This window comes from Streptomyces roseofulvus, from assembly GCF_039534915.1.
Lineage (GTDB): Bacteria > Actinomycetota > Actinomycetes > Streptomycetales > Streptomycetaceae > Streptomyces > Streptomyces roseofulvus.
This window is the reverse complement of sequence record NZ_BAAAWE010000001.1, coordinates 2,811,738-2,831,292: the sequence shown is the minus strand read 5'-3', so window position 1 is coordinate 2,831,292 and position 19,555 is coordinate 2,811,738. Positions and strand designations below refer to the sequence as shown.

The window sequence follows — 19,555 nt, the reverse complement described above, 5'->3', positions numbered from 1 at the left end:
CGCCAGGCCGTACGCATCGGGCGTACGGAACCGGCGAGCCAGACATTCAGCTCCCGTGCGGCGCCCGCGCCCCGGACGGCGGCACCGCGCACGACGCGCGTCCGTGCCGCCCACCGGAATCCGACGCGGCGCCCGGGAGCGTGACGGGAGAACCGCCCGCATGCTCGAAGACACCAACGACACCAACGAGAACAACGACAGCAACGCCCCCGGCGACAAGCTGCCGCCGCGCCGCCGGCGCCGCGCCGCGTCCCGGCCCGCCGGCCCGCCGGTGACCGCCGCCGGCGAGGCCGCCGAGGCCGCCGCCGAGATCGTGGAGCCCACCGCGGCCCCCGCCGCCGAACCGGCCGCCGAGGCCGCCCCGGCGCGCACCCGCCGCCGAGCGACCCGCAAGACGGCCGCCCCGGCCCCCGCCGCCGCCGAGTCGGCAGCCCCGGCCCCCGCCGAGGAGCCCGCCGCACCCGAGGCCGTCGTGGAGACCCCGGCCGCCGAGCCGGAGGCCGCCCCGGCCCGCACCCGCCGTCGCGCCACCCGCAAGGCGACCGCGCCCGTGACCTCCACGGCCGCCGCCGAGGAGCCCGCCGAGGCCGAGGCCGAGGCCGTCGTGGAGACCCCGGCCGCCGAGCCGGAGGCCGCGCCGGCCCGCACCCGCCGCCGCGCCACCCGCCGCGCCAGCGCCCCGGTCACATCCCCGGCCCCGGCCGAGGAGCCGGCCGCCGAGGAGTCCGCCGCCGTGGAGGCGCCCGCCGAGCCGGCCGCCGAGGCCGCCCCGGCGCGCACCCGCCGCCGCGCCACCCGGCGTACCGCCACCCCCGAGGTCACCGCGGACGTGGCGGCCGAGCTCGCCGCGCCGACCTCCGGCGAGTCCCTGCCCGAGGACACCGTCGAGGAGATCGCCTCCCACGGTGCCGACGTCGCCGCCGCCGAGGCCGCCGCCACCCGCGGCCGCGGCCGCCGCCGGGTCAGCGCGCCGCAGTTCACCTCCGAGCCGCCCACCGCCGAGGAGGCCCCGCGCCGCCGCCGCGTCGAGCGCCCGGCCGTCGCCGTCTTCCAGGCCCCGGTCTTCGCCGAGCCGATGTTCCAGACGCCGGAGACCGCCGCCTTCGCGGCCGCCGCTGCCGCCGAGGCCGAGGAGGAGCCGGAGGAGGAGACCGTCGTCGAGACGGTCGAGGCCGTCGAGCCCGAGCGCGCCGAGACCGGTTCGCGCCGCCGCCGTCGCCGCCGCGGCGAGCCCGTCGCCGTCGAGCCCGTCCCGACCACCGTCGCCGACGAGCCCGAGGTCGAGCACGTCGCCGACGAGGCCGAGGCGGAGGAGACCGAGGAGGCCGACGAGACCGACGAGTACGGCGACCGCCCGTCCCGCCGCCGCCGTCGCGGTGGCCGTCGCCGTCGCCGCGGCGAGTCCGCCGAGGCGGAGGAGACCGAGGAGTCCGACGAGTCCGACGAGCTCCACGCCGAGGACGAGGCGGAGGCCGAGGAGTCCGAGGAGACCGATGACGAGTCCGGCTTCGCCGGCTCCAGCAGCTCCCGCCGTCGCCGTCGCCGTCGCCGCCGCAGCGGTGACGCCGCCGGCGAGGCCGAGGCCACCGACGAGGACGGCGTCCGCACGGTCGTCAAGGTCCGCGAGCCGCGCCCGAAGCCCGAGCCCTCCGACGAAGTGCAGTCCATCAAGGGCTCCACCCGCCTGGAGGCCAAGAAGCAGCGCCGCCGCGAGGGCCGTGAGCAGGGCCGCCGCCGCGTCCCGATCATCACCGAGGCCGAGTTCCTCGCCCGCCGCGAGGCCGTCGAGCGCGTCATGGTCGTCCGCCAGAACGGCGAGCGCACCCAGATCGGCGTCCTGGAAGACAACGTGCTCGTCGAGCACTACGTCAACAAGGAGCAGGCCACCTCGTACGTCGGCAACGTCTACCTGGGCAAGGTCCAGAACGTGCTGCCGTCCATGGAGGCCGCCTTCGTCGACATCGGCAAGGGCCGCAACGCCGTCCTGTACGCCGGCGAGGTCAACTTCGAGGCGCTCGGCATGGGCAACGGCCCGCGCCGCATCGAGTCCGCCCTCAAGTCCGGCCAGTCGGTCCTGGTGCAGGTCACCAAGGACCCCATCGGCCACAAGGGCGCCCGCCTCACCAGCCAGGTCTCCCTCCCGGGCCGCTACCTCGTGTACGTCCCCGAGGGCTCGATGACCGGCATCAGCCGCAAGCTCCCGGACACCGAGCGCGCCCGGCTGAAGACCATCCTCAAGAAGATCGTCCCCGAGGACGCGGGCGTCATCGTGCGCACCGCCGCCGAGGGCGCGAGCGAGGACGAGCTGCGCCGTGACGTCGAGCGCCTCCAGGCGCAGTGGGCCGACATCCAGAAGAAGGCCAACCAGATCTCGACGTCCGCGCCGAGCCTGCTCTACGGCGAGCCGGACATGACCGTCCGCGTCGTCCGCGACATCTTCAACGAGGACTTCTCCAAGGTCATCGTGAGCGGCGACGACGCCTGGGAGACCATCCACGGCTACGTCTCGCACGTCGCGCCCGACCTGGCCGACCGCCTCCAGCGGTGGACCAGCGAGGTCGACGTCTTCGCCACCTACCGGATCGACGAGCAGCTGATGAAGGCGCTCGACCGGAAGGTCTGGCTGCCGTCCGGCGGCTCGCTGGTGATCGACAAGACCGAGGCGATGATCGTCGTCGACGTCAACACCGGCAAGTTCACCGGCCAGGGCGGCAACCTGGAGGAGACCGTCACCAGGAACAACCTGGAGGCGGCCGAGGAGATCGTCCGTCAGCTGCGGCTGCGCGACCTCGGCGGCATCGTCGTCATCGACTTCATCGACATGGTCCTGGAGTCCAACCGCGACCTGGTGCTGCGCCGCCTCCTGGAGTGCCTGGGCCGCGACCGGACCAAGCACCAGGTGGCCGAGGTCACCTCGCTCGGCCTGGTGCAGATGACCCGCAAGCGGGTCGGCCAGGGCCTCCTGGAGTCCTTCTCCGAGACCTGCGTCCACTGCAACGGCCGCGGTGTCATCGTCCACATGGAGCAGCCGGCCACGCACGGCGGCGGTGGCGGCAAGCGCGCGAAGAAGCGCGGCCGTGGCGGCGACGAGCACGTGCACGAGCACGCCCACGAGGCCGTCGAGGCCGAGGCCCCGGCGGAGACCGAGGCCGAGGTCGCGGCCGAGCTGGCGGCCCCGGTGGCCGTGCCGGTCCCGATCGCCCCGGACGAGGAGCTGTACGGCTCCGCCGCCGAGGCCGAGGCCGCCGCGACCCGCGGCCGCGGCCGCCGCCGGGTCACCCGCAAGGTGACCGCGCCGGTGGTCCCGACGCCGATCGCGGAACCCGTCGTGGAGCCGGTCGCCGAGCCGGCGGCCGAGGCCGTCGCCGAGGCCGAGCCGGTCGTGGAGACCCCGGTGGCCGAGCCGGTCGCGGAGGAGGCGCCCGCGCCCCGGACCCGTCGCCGCGCCACCCGCCGGGTGACCTCGCCGGTCGTCTCCACGTCCGAGCCGGCCGCCGCCGAGGCCGAGACGGTCGTCGCGGTCGCGGAGCCGGAGGCCGTGACGGCGCCGGAGCCGGTCGTGGAGACCGCGCCCGAGCCGGTGGCCGAGCCCGGCGAGGAGGCCCCCGTGGCCGCCGCGCCGCGCGCCCGCCGCCGGGTGGTCCGCAAGGCCACCGCCCCGGCCGGCGCCCCCGCCGGCGCCGAGGCCGCCGAGATCGTGGTGGCCACGGCCGCCCCGGCCGCGGCGCCCGAGCCGGCCGCGGAGGACTCCGAGGCCGCCCCGGCGGCCAAGAAGGCCGCCCGGAAGACGGCGAAGAAGGCCACCGCCAAGAAGGCCGCCACTAAGAAGACGGCGGCCAAGAAGACGGTGGCGAAGAAGACCGTCGCGAAGAAGGCCACGGCCAAGAAGGCCGCGGAGAAGACCGCGGCCCCGGCCCAGGACTGAGCCGGTCCCGCCCCGGCGGCACCCCCTCCCGAGGGGGTGCCGCCGGGGCGGTCCGCACCCGCACGGGCGAATTTGACCCTCTGTGGCAGGCGCCCGTAACCTAGACCGTCGGCGTGTCTATGACGCGCCGCGCCTCTGAGCATCCCCCTCCCGTCCGCCGGGAGAGGCCGCTCGTCCGATCCGGATCGCCGTGGGCCCCAGGCCCGTGCGTGGGCGGCTGGCGTCAGAGGTCCCCATTACCGAGTGAGAGAGAGATCCGCGTGTACGCCATCGTGCGCAGCGGTGGTCGCCAGCACAAGGTTGCTGTCGGCGACATCGTTGAGGTTGACAAGATTTCCACCGCCAAGCCCGGCGACACGGTCGAGCTCTCGACCCTGCTCGTCGTCGACGGCGACGCCGTGACCAGCGACCCGTGGGTCCTGGCCGGCATCAAGGTCCAGGCCGAGGTCGTGGACCACACCAAGGGCGCCAAGATCGACATCCTGCGCTACAAGAACAAGACCGGCTACCGCCGTCGCCAGGGTCACCGTCAGCAGTACACGGCGATCAAGGTCACGTCCATCCCGACGGCCGCGAAGTAAAGAGGGACTGAGCAATGGCACACAAGAAGGGCGCATCGTCCACCCGGAACGGTCGCGATTCCAACGCCCAGCGGCTCGGCGTGAAGCGCTTCGGCGGTCAGGTCGTCAACGCCGGTGAGATCCTGGTCCGCCAGCGCGGCACCCACTTCCACCCGGGCTCGGGTGTCGGTCGCGGTGGCGACGACACGCTGTTCGCCCTGCAGGCCGGTTCGGTGCAGTTCGGCACCTTCCGTGGCCGCAAGGTCGTGAACATCGTTCCGGTCGCCTGATCGGACGCTTTGCGGAGGCGGACCTCACTTCCCGGCAGGGAAGAGGGTCCGCCTTTCGCGTGTTACTAGATAGACATTCCCGTACATAGCTTTCCCGTACTTCGCTCTGGAGGCACAGAACCATGACCACCTTCGTGGACCGCGTCGAGCTGCACGTCGCCGCGGGTAACGGGGGCCACGGCTGCGCCTCCGTCCATCGCGAGAAGTTCAAGCCGCTCGGCGGCCCGGACGGCGGCAACGGCGGTCGCGGCGGTGACGTGAGCCTGGTCGTCGACCAGTCGGTCACCACGCTCCTTGAGTACCACCACTCGCCGCACCGCAAGGCCACCAACGGCAAGCCCGGCGAGGGCGGCAACCGCGCGGGCAAGGACGGCCAGGACCTCGTCCTGTACGTGCCCGACGGCACGGTCGTCCTCGACAAGAAGGGCAACGTCCTCGCGGACCTCGTCGGCCACGGCACGACGTACGTCGCCGCGCAGGGCGGCCGCGGCGGCCTCGGCAACGCGGCGCTCTCCTCCGCCCGCCGCAAGGCCCCCGGCTTCGCGCTGCTCGGCGAGCCCGGCGACCTGCAGGACATCGTCCTGGAGCTGAAGACCGTCGCCGACGTGGCGCTCGTCGGCTACCCCAGCGCCGGCAAGTCCTCGCTGATCTCCGTCCTCTCGGCCGCCAAGCCGAAGATCGCGGACTACCCCTTCACCACCCTGGTCCCGAACCTCGGCGTGGTCACGGCGGGCTCGACCGTCTACACCATCGCCGACGTCCCCGGCCTCATCCCCGGCGCCAGCCAGGGCCGTGGCCTCGGCCTGGAGTTCCTGCGCCACGTCGAGCGCTGCTCGGTCCTCGTCCACGTCCTCGACACGGCGACGCTGGAGTCCGACCGCGACCCGGTGACCGACCTCGACGTCATCGAGGAGGAGCTGAAGCAGTACGGCGGCCTCGACGACCGTCCGCGCGTCGTCGTCCTCAACAAGATCGACATCCCGGACGGCCAGGACCTCGCGGACATGATCCGCCCGGACCTGGAGGAGCGCGGCTACCGCGTCTTCGAGGTCTCCGCGGTCGCCCGCACCGGCCTGAAGGAGCTCTCCTTCGCCCTCGCCGACATCGTCGCGAAGGCCCGCGCCGCGAAGCCGAAGGAGGAGGCGACCCGCATCGTCATCCGCCCGAAGGCCGTCGACGACGCCGGCTTCACCGTCACGTACGACGAGCAGGAGGACGTGTACCGCGTGCGCGGCGAGAAGCCGGAGCGCTGGGTCCGTCAGACCGACTTCAACAACGACGAGGCCGTCGGCTACCTCGCCGACCGCCTCAACCGCCTCGGCGTCGAGGACGAACTGATGAAGGCCGGCGCCCGCGCCGGCGACGGCGTCGCCATCGGCTCCGAGGAGAACGCGGTCGTCTTCGACTGGGAGCCCACCCTCATGGCCGGCGCCGAGATGCTCGGCCGCCGAGGCGAGGACCACCGCCTCGAAGCCCCCCGCCCCGCAGCCCAGCGCCGCCGTGACCGCGACGCGGCCCGCGACGACGCGGACCGCGAGTACGACGAGTTCAACCCGTTCTAGCGGGGAGCGGTTCGCCCGCTCGGACGGAACTGGGAACCCCCGGTGGCTTCGGCCGCCGGGGGTTCCGGCGTTTTCGGGGCTTCCAGGGGTGGTCCGGCTTTCCCACTATCGGGTGAGATTCGTGGTGGGGGGCGCAGGGGCGCGTGCGCCCGCGTGCGCGACGGCTCGCGCCGGGCGCGTGGCGCTCCGCCGGGCGGGAGGAGGACGGCGGGCGGCGGCGCCGCGTCGCCGCGGGGCCCGGGTCGGGCGGGGAACGCCGAGGTCATGGGTGGGATGCGGGGCGTGGCCCGGCGGTGGCCGGCCGGGCGGCGCGCGGCGACCGGCGGCGAAGCCCGTACAGACGACCCGGACGGACCACCGGATCTTCACCCGGCGGCCGGGGTCGGACGCCCTCCGGACGCCTCCGGGGCGATTTGCCTTCGTTGGGGGGCCTTGCCACTATGTGGCGCCCCGACTGTCAACCCCCAGAACGGAAGCCGGGATTGTCGTGAGTGACGCCTTGCTGCCCTACGCGGTGGGTGCCGCGAAACGAGCCCGGCGGGTGGCGGTGCGGATGCGCCGCCGGGTCGAACGGCTGCACACCGCGCCGGCGTTCGGCGGGGGAATCCCGCCCCGGCCCGCGCTCCGCCCGCTCCACCTCTCCGTCCTCGGCGGCCGCACCCTCAACGTCGCCCTGCTCCTGCCGCCCACCGCCGACGTCGCCGCCGCCCGGCTCGAACTCGCCCGCGGCGGACGCGTCCACCGGCTGCCGCTGGAGCTCGAACCGCAGAGCGACGGCACCCGCCTGCTCACCGCGACCACCGCCCTCCGCTTCACGGACACCCCCGACGGCGACGACGACGGCGCCCCCGACCTCGGCCTCACCGCCGGACTGTGGCGCGTCGCCACCGTCCTCACCGGCCCCGCCGGGCAGGAGACCCGCACCGGCGTCGCCGCCGTGGCGCTCCCCGCGACCGACGGCCCCGTCGCCCCCGTCTCGCCCGACCCGGCCGGCGGCGCCCACTTCCGCCTGATGCGCTCCGTCGACGGCTTCGCCGTCCTCAAGGTCCGCGCCCCCGCCCATCAGGCCGAACTCGACACCTTCGCCCTCCGCTGGGACCGGATCACGGTCCGCGGCCGGGTCGTCGCCCCGCAGGCCCCGCCCGCCGCGTACACCGCCCAGGCGGTCCGCCGGGGCGGCGGCGCGGTCCTCCAGGCCCCCCTGGAGTGGGACGGCGACCGCTTCGCCTTCGACCTGCCGCTCGCCGGCATGGTCTCCGGCCGCCGCGCCCACCGCTGGGACATCCAGCTCCAGCAGGGGCGTACCGGCCTCAAGATCGGCCGCCGGCTCACCGACCTGCGCCGGCGCGACCAGGTGATCCGGACCTCGTTCCGGATCATCGCCCTGGAAGACGGCTCGCTCCTCCGAGTGCATGCCTACATCACCTCGGCCGGGGCGCTCGCCGTCTCCTGCGTCGGGTTCGAAGGCGCCCCCGACGGCGCGGAGGAACGCGTATGAAGATCACCATCCTGCTCACCTGGGGCGACGCCATGGGCGGCACCGAGATGGCCGCCTACACCCAGGCCGCCCAGCTGATGCCGCGTCACGAGGTCGAGGTCCTCAGCGTGTTCAGGACGGAGCAGGAGCCGTTCCTGCCGGAGGCGAAGGGGATCGCCGTCCGCTACCTGGTGGACCGCACCGGCCGCTCGCCGCGCCCGGTCCGCCCCTCCACGCTCACCCCGGGCGAGTGCGAGGCCCTCGCCAAGCTGCCCAGCGAGCTGATCGAGACCGCCTGGGAGCCCACCTTCGACCGGCTCTCCGACATCGAGATGACCGCCGCCCTCTCCGGGCTCGACGCGGACGTCCTGGTGACCACCACCCCCGCCCTGATGGCCGCCGCCGTCGCCCTCGCCCCGGCCCGGGTCGCCGTCGTCCACCAAGAGCACCGCGTCTCCCAGCTGCGCGGCGCCACCGGCGAACCGCTCCTCACCCACGCCCCCCGGCTCGACGCCCTGGTCTCGCTCACCGAGCTCACCACCGACTGGTTCGCCGAGTCGCTCGGCGCCGCCGCCCCGCGCCTCGCCACCATCCCCAACGCCATGCCCGAGGGCTACCGGCCCCGCTCCGACCTCGGCTCGAAGACCATCGTGGTGGCCGGCCGACTGGTCCCGGAGAAGCAGCTCGACCACGCGATCCAGGCGTTCGCCGAGGTCGCCGACGAGCACCCCGGCTGGCGGCTGCGGATCTTCGGCGACGGCCCCCAGCTGGCCGCCCTGCGCCGGCTCGTCGAGGGCCTCGGCGTGCACGACCGGGTCGAACTCGTCGGCCGCAGCCGCCGGATGGCCGAGGAGTGGGCCACGGCGGCGATCTGTCTGATGCCCTCGCGCGTCGAGTCCTTCGGCCTGGTGATGCTGGAGGCGTTCACCGCGGGCGTCCCCGTCGTCGCGTACGACACCCTCACCGGCCCCTCCCAGATCGTCCGCCACGAGGTGGACGGCCTGCTGGTGCCCGCCGACGACATCGCCTCGCTGGGCGCCGCCCTCTCCCGGCTGATGGGCGACGACGCGCTGCGCGCCGGCTACGGCGCCGCCGCCCGCGCCGGGGCCCGCGAGCGCTTCGCCCCCGAGGTCGTCACCGCCCGCTGGGACGAGCTGTTCACCGCGCTGCACGCCGAGGGCCCGGCCGCCCGTGCCGCCGCCCGCGCCGACCGCGCCGCCCACCGGGTCGCCGCCGGAGGCAGCCGCAGTTTCGCCGTCTCCGCGCCGGTCAGCAGGCTCTCGCCCTCCCCGGACGAGCAGAAGGCCCGCGAGGTCATCCTCCAGGCCAAGGACCCCAAGTCCCTGGTCCGCTCGGCGGGCCGGCTCGCCGAGGTCCGCGACGACGTCCCGTCCTGGCGCATGGGCGAGATCAACCTGGAGCTGACCGCGCAGGCGCTGGAACGGCACGGCGTCCCCTACGTCCTGCTCCACGACCCCACGACCGTCAGCCACCGCCTCGCCGTCAAGCAGCCCGACCGGGAGCGCGCCCTGCGCGCCCTCGGCACCGAGCTGCACGGACGCCCGGTCTACGCGGAGCTCGTCGCCCCGCGGACCGCCGCGCCGGGCGCCCGGCTCGCCGAGACCCTCACCCACGCCCCCGACGTGGCCGGCGTCCGGATCTTCAAGCCGCTCGTCAGCGACAGCCGGACCCTGCGGTACGGGCCGGTGTACGGCTGCGGCGTCGAGTTCTGGCCCGAGGAGGAGGGCGACACCGGCTGGTACGCCGCCCCGCGCGGCACCACCCTCGTCGGCCCCCGGCTGCCCTCCCTCGACGGCGACGCCAGGATCACCGTCGCCGGCCGGGACTACCCGACCCTGGCGGTCTTCACCAAGAAGCTCATGTGGAACGTCGACTTCCCCGTCGACGCCGTCTACACCTGGGTCGACGACACCGACCCGGTGTGGCGGGCCAAGCGCGACGCGGCCCGCCGCGAGCAGGGCCTCGCCGCCGACGACGCCCAGTCCGGCGACGTCCGCTTCCGCAACCGCGACGAACTGCGCTACTCGCTGCGCTCCCTCGCCGCGCACGCCCCCTGGATCCGGCGGATCTTCCTCGTCACCGACGACCAGGCGCCGTCCTGGCTGGACACCGCCCACCCGGACGTCGAGGTGGTGAGCCACCGCGATCTCTTCGCCGACGCGGCGTGGCTGCCCAGCTTCAACTCGCACGCCATCGAGTCCCAGCTGCACCGCATCGAGGGCCTGGCGGAGCACTTCCTCTACATCAACGACGACGTGTTCTTCGGCCGCCCCCTCGCACCGAACAAGTTCTTCCAGTCGAACGGCAACTCGCTCTTCTTCCGCTCGCCGACCGCCGTCCCGCCCGGCGAGGTCACCGAGGAGACCGAGGGCTACTTCGTCGCCGCCAAGAACAACCAGGCCCTCCTGGAAGAGGCCTTCGGCCGGATCGCCACCCACGGCTTCCTGCACACCCCGCACCCGCTGCGCCGCAGCGTCCTGGCGGAGATCGCCGAGCGGTGGCCGGAGGAGACCGCGCGGACCGCCGCGACCCCGTTCCGCGGCCGGACCGACCTGTCGATCACCTCCTCGCTCCACCACCACTACGGGTATCTGACCGGCAAGGCGTCGCCCGGCGGCATCTCCGCCGCCTACGCCAACATCGGCGACTACAAGCACCACGTGGCGCTCAGCCGCCTCCTCGCCGCCCGCCACCGCGACGTCATCTGCATCGGCGAGTCCGCGGAGGCGGAGGTTCCGCTGGACGAGCAGGACCGGGTGCTCCGTGCCTTCCTGGAGGCGTACTTCCCGGTGCGCTCGCCGTACGAGAAGGACTGACGGGCCCGGACGCGCGGAAGGGGGCGCCCGGCCCGGGCGCCCCCTTCCGCGTGCCGTCTAGCGCTTCTCGTACGGGCTCGGGACCGGGAAGTACGCCTCCAGGAAGGGGGTGATGAGGTCCTTCTGCCCGCCCGCGTCCTGCTCCGTGGAGACCGTGTCGTTGACGCAGAAGACCGCCCGGTCGCGCTGGGCGAGCAGCCGCCCGAGCCGGGTCTCCGTCCACGGGTGGGTGAGGTCCAGGTAGGCGTACGGCAGGTCGTTCGACGGGACCGCGCGGCCGGTGTGGAACGCGTAGTAGTGGTGCAGCGAGGAGGCGATCGAGATGTCGTCGACGCTGCGGAAGCGGTTCGCCTCGGTGCGGCGGTACTCGGCGGCGAACTCCGTCTCGATCTCCGCCAGCACGCTGCGCCGCAGCGGATGCGGCATGTGCTTCATCTTCTGCACCAGGACCGAGCCGTACCGCTGCTCGATCAGCCGGCGGTTGTTCTTGCCGGCGGCGGCCACCGGCGGGTCGTCGAGGCTGCGCTCGCCGACCGGGACCAGCGCGGGGGAGGGGAAGAACTTGGTGAGCCCGCTGGCGTGGAAGAAGTCCCCGGGGGTCACCTCGCGGCTGAGCATCACGTCGTCGTTGAGGTAGAGGAAGTGCTCGGCGAGTCCGTCGATGTGGTGCAGCTGCGACTCGATCGCGTGCGAGTTGAAGGTCGGCAGCACCTCGGGGGAGCGGAAGATCTCCTTGTGCGAGACGACCCGCAGGCCGGGGACGGTGGTGTCCAGCCAGGCCGGCGTCTGGTCGTCGGTGACCAGGAAGACGGTCCGCACCCAGGGCGCGTACAGGTGGAGCGAGCGCAGCGAGTAGCGCAGCTCGTCGCGGCTGAGGTAGCGGGCCGCGTTGGCCGCCTCCGCGTGGTACGCCTCGCCGGCGTACTCCGCGCGCCGCCGCAGCCACTCCGGGTCCGAGCCGTCCACCCAGGTGTAGACGACGTCGACGGGGAAGGTGACCTGGTCGGTGCGGACGACGGCGGTCTCGGCGCGGGCCGGCACGAGCGGCGCGCCGTCGGGCACGGTGCGGGCGCCGGGGCGGACGTCGGTGAAGTCGGTGAAGCAGGACTCCGGGGCCTCCACGAGTCGGCCCTGGCGGGGCAGCACGGCGGTGACCCTGCCGGGCCGGGGCGCGGTCAGCTCGCCGCCCTCCTCGCGCCAGAACTCCACGTCGCAGCCGTACGCCTCGCCCAGCTTGAGCTGGTGGGTCGGGTCGGCCCGGTACCAGGTCAGCCGCACGACGGCGGCGGTACGCAGCCGGTGCCAGGTCCCGGCGGCGAAGCCGGGCTGGGAGGGGCGGTTCACCGGGCCGTTCCCGCCGACCGGGGTCGCGTAGCCCGGTTCCCGCGCGCAGGCGGCGGCGAGGGCGGCCAGCACGGCGGCCCGGTCCTCCTCGCGCACGGCCACCGCCGAGGAGGTGTCCGACTTGCCGGGGACGCAGAAGTGCGGGACGCCGGCGGCGGCGAGCGCGCCGAGCACCGCCTCCAGATTGGCCCGGCGGGCCCGCAGCGGGGTGATCCCCTCGGCGATCAGCGCCACCTTCGGCTCCCGGCCGACGCTGATCACGGCACGGTCCGGTCCGGCGGTGAGCGCCGCGTACCGCCGGGCCAGCCGGTTGCGGCGCAGACGCTCGGCGGCGGCCGTCCCGCTGGCGATGCGGAGCTTCACGCGGCGGCGCACATCGGCGTCCACCTGCGCGACGACGGCCCGTCGCACGCGGTCGGGAACGGCTCGGCGGTAGACCCCCAGCAGCCGGGGTGACTCGGGATTTCGCACTGCTGTTTACTCCTCGAACACGTACATATGCGGAGAGTGAGCAGCACCAGTATGCAGCCTTCCGAGGGCACCCCCGGGGCGCGTGAGCACTGGTCACGCGCCCCCCTGTGGGCGTGCGCGCCCCTGCGTCGGGACGCAGGCGTTTCGACGTACTGGCGGGCAGCAGGTACGGTGTGATTCCGCGGTGGAGTTCCCGCGGTGCTCAGCGACAAGGGAGTGGGGAGAGCATGACGTACCTGATCACCGGCGGTGCCGGTTACATCGGCGCGCACGTGGTCCGGGCCATGACGGCGGCGGGGGAGCGGGTGGTCGTCCTCGACGATCTGTCGACCGGATACGCGCACCGGGTGCCCGAGGGCGTGCCGCTCGTCGTCGGCTCCACGCTCGACCGCGAGCTGCTGGACCGGACGCTCGCCGAGCACGCCGTCACCGGCGTCGTCCACCTCGCCGCGAAGAAGCAGGTCGGCGAGTCCGTCGAGCTGCCGCTGCACTACTACCGCGAGAACGTCGTCGGCCTCACCGTCCTCCTGGAGGCGGTCGCCGCGGCCGGCGTGCGCAACTTCCTCTTCTCCTCCTCCGCCGCCGTGTACGGCATGCCGGACGTCGACCTCGTCACCGAGGAGACCCCCTGCGCCCCGCTCAGCCCGTACGGCGAGACCAAGCTCGCGGGCGAGTGGCTGGTCCGCGCGGCCGGCCAGGCGCACGGCATCGCCACCGCCTGCCTGCGCTACTTCAACGTGGCCGGCGCGGCCACCCCCGAGCTCGCCGACACCGGTGTCTTCAACCTGGTGCCGATGGTCTTCGAGCGGCTCGACGCCGGCGAGGCGCCCCGGATCTTCGGCGACGACTACGCCACCCCGGACGGCACCTGCATCCGCGACTACATCCACGTCGAGGACCTGGCCGACGCCCACCTCGTCGCCGCCCGCAAGCTCGCCGAGTGGGCCGAGGCCGGCGAGCCGCGCGACCTCACCGTCAACATCGGCCGCGGCGAGGGCGTCTCCGTCACCGAGATGGTCGGCCTGATCAACGAGATCACCGAGCACACCACCGAGCCCGTCGTCACCCCGCGCCGCCCCGGCGACCCGGCCCGTGTCGTCGCCTCCGCCGACCGCATCGCCGCCGAGCTGGGCTGGAAGGCCCGCTACGACGTCCGCGACATGATCGGCTCCGCCTGGGCCGGCTGGACCGCCCGCCGCGGCGCCGCCGTCTAGGAACCGCCGCCGCCTAGGAACCGCCGCCCCGCAACCGCCGAACGGCCCCTCGTGCGCACCCGCACGAGGGGCCGTTCGTACGCGGGGGCCGTTCGTCGCGCGGGCGTCGCCCCCGCGGCATGTCCCGTTCATCTCTCGGCGATCTGATGGGCCCATGCGAGACCAGCTCGGCCAGATCATCCGCTTCGGCGTGGTGGGCGGGATCAACACCGGCACCTTCTTCGGCTGCTACCTGCTGCTCCACCCCTGGATGCCGTACTTCGCCGCGTACACCCTCGCCTTCCTGCTCAGCATGGTGGGCTCCTTCTTCCTCAACACGTACTTCACCTACCGCACCCGCCCCACCTGGAAGAAGTTCGCCCTCTTCCCCCTCACCAACGTCACCAACTACGTGGTGCAGAGCGCCGGCCTGTACGCGCTCGTCACCTGGGCCGGCATGGACGACCGGATCGCCCCCCTCGTGGCCGCCGTCGTCGCCATCCCCTTCACGTACGTGATCTCCCGCCGGATCCTCGTCAGCCGGGGTCCCGTTCCGCGGGACGCGGGTCCGGAGGGCGAAACGGAGGAGCGGCAGCCGTCCCGGCTCGCGTAGATTGCCCCTCGCGACCGTGCCGGGAGCGCACGGCGCCAGAACAGCGAGTGAGGACGGCGCAGGTGGCGACGGAGATGGCGACGGTGCAGCAGGACATGAACCGACCGGACGTGACTCCGCAGGCCGTGACGCGACCGTTCGTCACCGAGGCGCGCCGGATCGTCGTGAAGGTCGGCTCGTCCTCCCTCACCACCGCCGCCGGCGGCCTCGACGCCGACCGGGTCGACGCCCTCGTCGACGTCCTCGCCAAGGTCCGCAGCGGCGGCGAGAAGGAGATCGTCCTGGTCTCCTCCGGCGCCATCGCCGCCGGCCTCGCCCCGCTCGGCCTCACCCGCCGGCCCAAGGACCTGGCCCGCCAGCAGGCCGCCGCCAGCGTCGGCCAGGGCCTCCTCGTCGCCCGGTACACCGCCTCCTTCGCCCGCTACGGCGTCCGCGTCGGCCAGGTGCTGCTCACCACCGACGACACCAGCCGCCGGGCCCACTACCGCAACGCCTACCGCACCCTCGACCAGCTCCTCGCCATGGGCGCGCTGCCGGTCGTCAACGAGAACGACACCGTCGCCACCGACGAGATCCGCTTCGGCGACAACGACCGGCTCGCCGCCCTTGTCGCCCACCTCGTCCGCGCCGACCTCCTCGTCCTCCTCTCCGACGTCGACGGCCTCTACGACGGCGACCCCGCCAAGCCCGGCACCTCCCGGATCGCCGAGGTCGGCGGCCCGCAGGACATCGCCCACGTCGAGATCGGCTCCGCCGGCAAGGCCGGCGTGGGCACCGGCGGCATGGTCACCAAGGTCGAGGCCGCCCGGATCGCCGCCGCCGCCGGCATCCCCGTCGTCCTCACCTCCGCCAGCCGGGCCGCCGACGCCCTCGCCGGCCGCGACACCGGCACGTACTTCCAGCGCACCGGCCGCCGCTCCGCCGACCGCCTCCTCTGGCTCGCCCACGCCTCCACCCCCCAGGGCTCGCTCGCCCTGGACGACGGCGCCGTCCGGGCCGTCGTCGAGGGCAAGAAGTCGCTCCTCGCCGCCGGCATCGCCGCCGTCGAGGGCGAGTTCGTCGCCGGCGACCCGGTCGAGCTCCGCGACACCGGTGGCCGCCCCGTCGCCCGCGGCCTCGTCAACTTCGACGCCAGGGAACTCCCCCGGATGCTGGGCCGCTCCACCCGTGAACTCGCCGCGGAACTCGGCCCCGAGTACGAGCGCGAGGTCGTCCACCGCGACGACCTCGTCGTCCTCGGCTGAGCGCGACCCGCTCCGAGGCCGGAAACCGGTGCGGAAGCCCTTGCGAAACCGCCGCCGAAACGGCTGAAACTCCTGCCATCCGGAAGGGACCTTTACCAAAACCGCCCCATGCGACGGCTCGGACTGGTCAACTTTGTCTCGGGGGTAACGAGCAAACGCGGGGTACAGCACCACACGCATCACACAGGAGGCCGCCGGTGAGACGAGCGCGCCCAGGGGCACTGCCCCGCGGGACGGCCGAACGCGCCCTGACGAGTGTCGAGGCCGGAGCCGACTTCGACGCGGCACAGGACACGGCCACGGAAGGCAAGGGCACAGCAGCCGAGACGGGCACACGGGACGGCGGCGCGGGGGAGCGACCGCTGTCCAAGCTGTGGCACGTCACCCTGAGCGTGTCCGGCGTCGAGTCACCGCTGAAGGAGGTGCGCCGCGGGCTCGAACAGCTGGCCCACGACCACCCCTTCCTGCTGACCAGCCGCTACGCCAACGACCACGCCGAGATCCGGTACTGGGAGGAGGCCCGCGACCTGCACGACGCGGCCGCCGTCGCCCTCCGGCTCTGGGGCGAGCACCGGCAGACCGCCAAGCTCCCCCCGTGGGAGATCGTCGGCCTGGAGGTCATCGACCGGGAGACCTACCACCAGCGGATCGCGGAGGGCTACGGCCCGCCGCCCGCCGCCCCCGTCGGAGTCCACCCCTACTGACCGGCCGGGGCCCCGGACCACGGGCCGGACCCCCGCCGTCCGCACACCGGCACGGGCGCGTCTCGCACTGCGGGATGCGCCCGTCGTACGTGCCGGGTCGACGCGCCCGTGCCAGTACCCTGCGGGCATGACCTCGCTCACGCCCCTCGACAACCTCTCCCCGGTCACCCAGGCCGCCTACCGGGCCCGTGGCGCCGCCGCACAGATCGCGCCACTGCCGCGCTCGGCGAAGGACGACGCCCTCCTCGCCATCGCGGACGCCCTCGAAGTCCGCACCGCGGAGATCGTCGAGGCGAACGCCGAGGACATCGCCAAGGCCCGCGAGGCCGGCACCAGCGAGTCGATCATCGACCGGCTCACCCTCACCCCCGAGCGGGTCCGCGCCATCGCCGCCGACGTCCGCCACGTCGCCGCCCTGCCCGACCCGGTCGGCGAGGTCGTCCGCGGCTCGACCCTGCCCAACGGGCTCGACCTCCGCCAGATCCGCGTCCCGCTCGGCGTCGTCGGCATCATCTACGAGGCCCGGCCCAACGTCACCGTGGACGCCGCCGCCCTCTGCCTCAAGGCCGGCAACGCCGTCCTGCTCCGCGGCTCCTCCTCCGCCTACGCCTCCAACACCGCCCTCGTCACCGTCCTCCGCGACGCCGTCGGCGGCGCCGGGCTGCCCGCCGACGCCATCCAGCTCGTCCCCGGCGAGTCCCGCGACTCCGTCCGCGAGCTGATGCGCGCCCGCGGCCTCGTCGACGTCCTCATCCCGCGCGGCGGCGCCTCCCTGATCAAGACGGTCGTCGAGGAGTCCACCGTCCCGGTCATCGAGACCGGCACGGGCAACTGCCACGTCTACGTCGACGCCGAGGCCGACCTCGACATGGCCGTCGACATCCTGATCAACTCCAAGGCCCAGCGGGTCAGCGTCTGCAACGCCGCCGAGACCCTCCTCGTCCACCAGGACATCGCCGCCGCCTTCCTGCCCCGCGCCCTCGACGCGCTCGCCGGGGCCGGCGTCACCGTCCACGCCGACGAGCGGGTCCTCGCCCACGCCGAGGGCACCAAGGCCACCGTCGTCCCGGCCACCCCCGAGGACTGGGAGACCGAGTACCTCTCCCACGACATCGCCGCCGCCGTCGTCGACTCCCTCGACAAGGCCGTCGAACACATCCGCATGTGGACCTCCGGCCACACCGAGGCCATCGTCACCACCTCGCAGGCCGCCGCCCGCCGTTTCACCCAGCTGGTCGACTCCACCACGGTCGCCGTGAACGCCTCCACCCGCTTCACGGACGGCGGACAGTTCGGCTTCGGCGCGGAGATCGGCATCTCCACCCAGAAGCTCCACGCCCGCGGCCCCATGGGCCTTCCGGAGCTCACCTCCACCAAGTACATCGTGACCGGCGACGGTCACATCCGGTAACACCACCTCGCACACCTCCTTTCGGTACGGGCGGGGAGACTTCGCACTCTCCCTGCCCAAAACCACATCCCCGGTCTACTCTGAGACCGTGCCGGACGACGTGGGGGGCAGGCCGTCCCCGAACGGCTGGGAGCCCGACGACGAGCGCGGAGGCGCCGCCGAGGGCCGCTGGGACGTGGTCTTCGACGAGGAGTTCGTCAAGGCCGCCGCCGTCCACGAGCCGACGGCCGTCGAACGCCTCCTCGCCGCCGCCCAGGCCCGCGCCGAAGCCGAATCGGCCCGCGCCCGCGCTCTTCGCGCCGCGGGCGACGACGACCTCTACGACGACGGCCGCGACCCCGTGGGCCTCACCTACGAGCCCGACGACATCGGCGACGACGCCAGCCCCTACGGCCGCCACGGCGGCGCCCTCCGCCCCTACCGTGGCAGCGCCCGCTGGCACCGGCCCGTCGCCTGGCTCCTCGCCCTCCTGATGGGCATCGGCATGGTGGCCCTCGCCTTCACCGCCGTCTACCGCGGCGCCGCCGCCAACCGGCAGGACCAGGTCCCCCCGGCCTCCACCGGCGTCGACCAGCCCAACCCGGCCCCGCCGGCCGCCTCCCCGGCAGCCGCGCCGCCGGTACCGGTGCTCACCGGCACCCCGGCCACCGCCGCCGCCCCGCCGGCCGCCGGACGCCCTGCCCCCGCCGGCCCCACGCCGCCCGCGGCCTCCGCCGCGTCCCGCACACCCTGACGCCACCCGGACGGCCGTCGGGCCACCACTCCGACGGCGGAAAACTTCCGAACTTGTCGTGTACCTGGGCGTTTACCGAAGCCCCCGCCGACCTACCCTGAAGGTATGGCAGGGCGTGGCGACCCGCCTGAGGGGACTCCCGAGGGACTCCCCGGCGGTGACGACGAGTACCGAGCCGTCGTCTTCGACGAGGCGTTCGTCCGCGCTGCCCACCTCCAGGAGTACTCGGCCCGGGAAAGGATGGGCGAGCACGCGCTCGCCGTCCGCAACCGCCCCGGCCCCATCGGCCGCCGGGGCTCCGGACAGGCCCTCCTCCTGGTCCTGCTGATCGTCCTCGCCTTCGGCACGGCCGTCTATCTCGGCCTGCGCAACCCCTACCAGCCCCCGCCGGACCAGCGCGCCGAGCCGCTCCGCACCACCGTCGTCCCGCTCGCCCCCCAGGGTCCCGTCCCCGGCGGCGACCCGGCCCGGCTCTTCGCCCGAAGCCCCGCCGCCGAGTACCGCACCGGCGCCGCCGGCATCAACCTCCCCGTGGCCGCCCGCACCCTCCACTTCTCCGAGGGCCAGGTCGTCACCGCCCTCAGCATCGCCAAGGACTACCTCGTCGCCTCCTCCCTGGAGCCCGACGTCCTCGCGGGCCAGACCGTCCGGCCCGCCCGCCTGCTGCTCGACCCCGACCAGCTGGCCCAGTTCGACCGGAGCGTCTCCGCGCCCGCCGACGACGGCCGGCACGCCGTCGCCGCCTGGGTGGTCCGCTTCGACCCCCGGCAGGTCACCGTGGCCGACGCCGCGCCCCGCGTCCAGGGCACCCTGCGCTTCGCCGAGACCGCCCCGGACACCCTCGACGTCACCGCCGACCACACCTTCACCTACGCGCTGCGCCCCGCCGTCCAGGGTCCGGGCACCGACGCCGCCGCCTCCCTCTTCACGGTCCACCGCACCCTGCACTTCCGCTTCGACCGCGACGACCTGCGCATGCACCGTGCCGAGCTGCTGGTGAGCACCGTGGAGGCCGGGCCGCAGGCATGCGGCGCCGACACCGGGGGCGGGCTCAGGCCGCTGCTGGCCGGAGCCCAGGTCCCGGCGAAGGCCGGACCGGCCCTCACCGACCCGTACGCCACCGACCGCCCGACGGCCCCCGCGCTCTGCGGAGCCCTCGCCCCGGCCGCCCAGCCCCGGCCCTGACGCCCG

14 protein-coding genes are annotated in these 19,555 nt (G+C 74.2%); 13 read left to right on the top strand and 1 reads right to left on the bottom strand.

The features are described from left to right. The first annotated feature begins 160 nt into the window (after nt 1–160). The 6 genes from ABFY03_RS13100 (at nt 161) to ABFY03_RS13075 (ending at nt 10,651) form a co-directional block, all read left to right on the top strand. Nucleotides 161–3,925: an Rne/Rng family ribonuclease gene (locus ABFY03_RS13100; protein WP_346169959.1), complete on the top strand. Its 3,765-nt coding sequence runs from the start codon at nt 161–163 to the stop codon at nt 3,923–3,925. Nucleotides 3,926–4,185: 260 nt separating this feature from the next. Then, the gene (gene rplU, locus ABFY03_RS13095) at nt 4,186–4,506 is read left to right on the top strand and encodes a 50S ribosomal protein L21 (protein WP_030494089.1); all 321 of its coding nucleotides are present in this window, start codon (nt 4,186–4,188) and stop codon (nt 4,504–4,506) included. Between the two features lie 14 nt (nt 4,507–4,520). Continuing rightward, nucleotides 4,521–4,775, top strand: a complete 255-nt coding sequence (gene rpmA, locus ABFY03_RS13090) for a 50S ribosomal protein L27 (RefSeq protein ID WP_030494090.1) — start codon at nt 4,521–4,523, stop codon at nt 4,773–4,775. Between the two features lie 122 nt (nt 4,776–4,897). Then, the gene (obgE, locus tag ABFY03_RS13085; RefSeq protein ID WP_319013867.1) at nt 4,898–6,337 is read left to right on the top strand and encodes a GTPase ObgE; all 1,440 of its coding nucleotides are present in this window, start codon (nt 4,898–4,900) and stop codon (nt 6,335–6,337) included. A gap of 487 nt (nt 6,338–6,824) precedes the next feature. Continuing rightward, complete coding sequence (locus tag ABFY03_RS13080) at nt 6,825–7,835, top strand: hypothetical protein (protein ID WP_346169958.1); 1,011 nt, start codon at nt 6,825–6,827, stop codon at nt 7,833–7,835. After that, nucleotides 7,832–10,651 (top strand): stealth conserved region 3 domain-containing protein, encoded by a 2,820-nt coding sequence (locus tag ABFY03_RS13075; RefSeq protein ID WP_319013869.1) that lies wholly within the window; start codon nt 7,832–7,834, stop codon nt 10,649–10,651. The genes ABFY03_RS13080 and ABFY03_RS13075 overlap by 4 nt, the downstream gene beginning before the upstream one ends. Nucleotides 10,652–10,708: 57 nt before the next feature. Here the strand turns inward: ABFY03_RS13075 and ABFY03_RS13070 are convergent, their stop codons facing one another. After that, nucleotides 10,709–12,466 carry a stealth family protein gene (locus ABFY03_RS13070; RefSeq protein ID WP_346169957.1) on the bottom strand — a complete coding sequence of 586 codons (1,758 nt, stop codon included), beginning with the start codon at nt 12,464–12,466 and terminating at the stop codon, nt 10,709–10,711. Nucleotides 12,467–12,693: 227 nt separating this feature from the next. On the opposite strand from ABFY03_RS13070, the gene galE reads away from it, so the two are divergent. The 7 genes from galE to ABFY03_RS13035 all read left to right on the top strand — a co-directional run bounded on the left by galE (nt 12,694) and on the right by ABFY03_RS13035 (nt 19,549). Further along, nucleotides 12,694–13,680, top strand: coding sequence for a UDP-glucose 4-epimerase GalE (galE, locus tag ABFY03_RS13065; protein ID WP_031015218.1), 987 nt, complete (start codon nt 12,694–12,696; stop codon nt 13,678–13,680). Between the two features lie 154 nt (nt 13,681–13,834). After that, a complete protein-coding gene (locus ABFY03_RS13060; RefSeq protein ID WP_319013871.1) occupies nt 13,835–14,272 on the top strand; it encodes a GtrA family protein in 438 nt (145 codons plus the stop codon). Nucleotides 14,273–14,367: 95 nt separating this feature from the next. Next, on the top strand, nt 14,368–15,516 hold the full coding sequence (gene proB, locus ABFY03_RS13055) for a glutamate 5-kinase (RefSeq protein ID WP_319014039.1): 1,149 nt from the start codon (nt 14,368–14,370) through the stop codon (nt 15,514–15,516). A 197-nt stretch (nt 15,517–15,713) separates the two neighbouring features. Next, nucleotides 15,714–16,220: a hypothetical protein gene (locus ABFY03_RS13050; protein WP_031015212.1), complete on the top strand. Its 507-nt coding sequence runs from the start codon at nt 15,714–15,716 to the stop codon at nt 16,218–16,220. A gap of 127 nt (nt 16,221–16,347) precedes the next feature. After that, entirely contained in the window at nt 16,348–17,631 is a 1,284-nt protein-coding gene (locus ABFY03_RS13045) for a glutamate-5-semialdehyde dehydrogenase (RefSeq protein WP_319013872.1), read from the top strand. Nucleotides 17,632–17,719: 88 nt separating this feature from the next. Beyond that, nucleotides 17,720–18,364: an SCO2584 family spore wall biosynthesis protein gene (locus ABFY03_RS13040; protein WP_319013873.1), complete on the top strand. Its 645-nt coding sequence runs from the start codon at nt 17,720–17,722 to the stop codon at nt 18,362–18,364. Nucleotides 18,365–18,469: 105 nt separating this feature from the next. Next, the gene (locus ABFY03_RS13035) at nt 18,470–19,549 is read left to right on the top strand and encodes an SCO2583 family membrane protein (RefSeq protein WP_319013874.1); all 1,080 of its coding nucleotides are present in this window, start codon (nt 18,470–18,472) and stop codon (nt 19,547–19,549) included. Nucleotides 19,550–19,555: the final 6 nt, after the last annotated feature.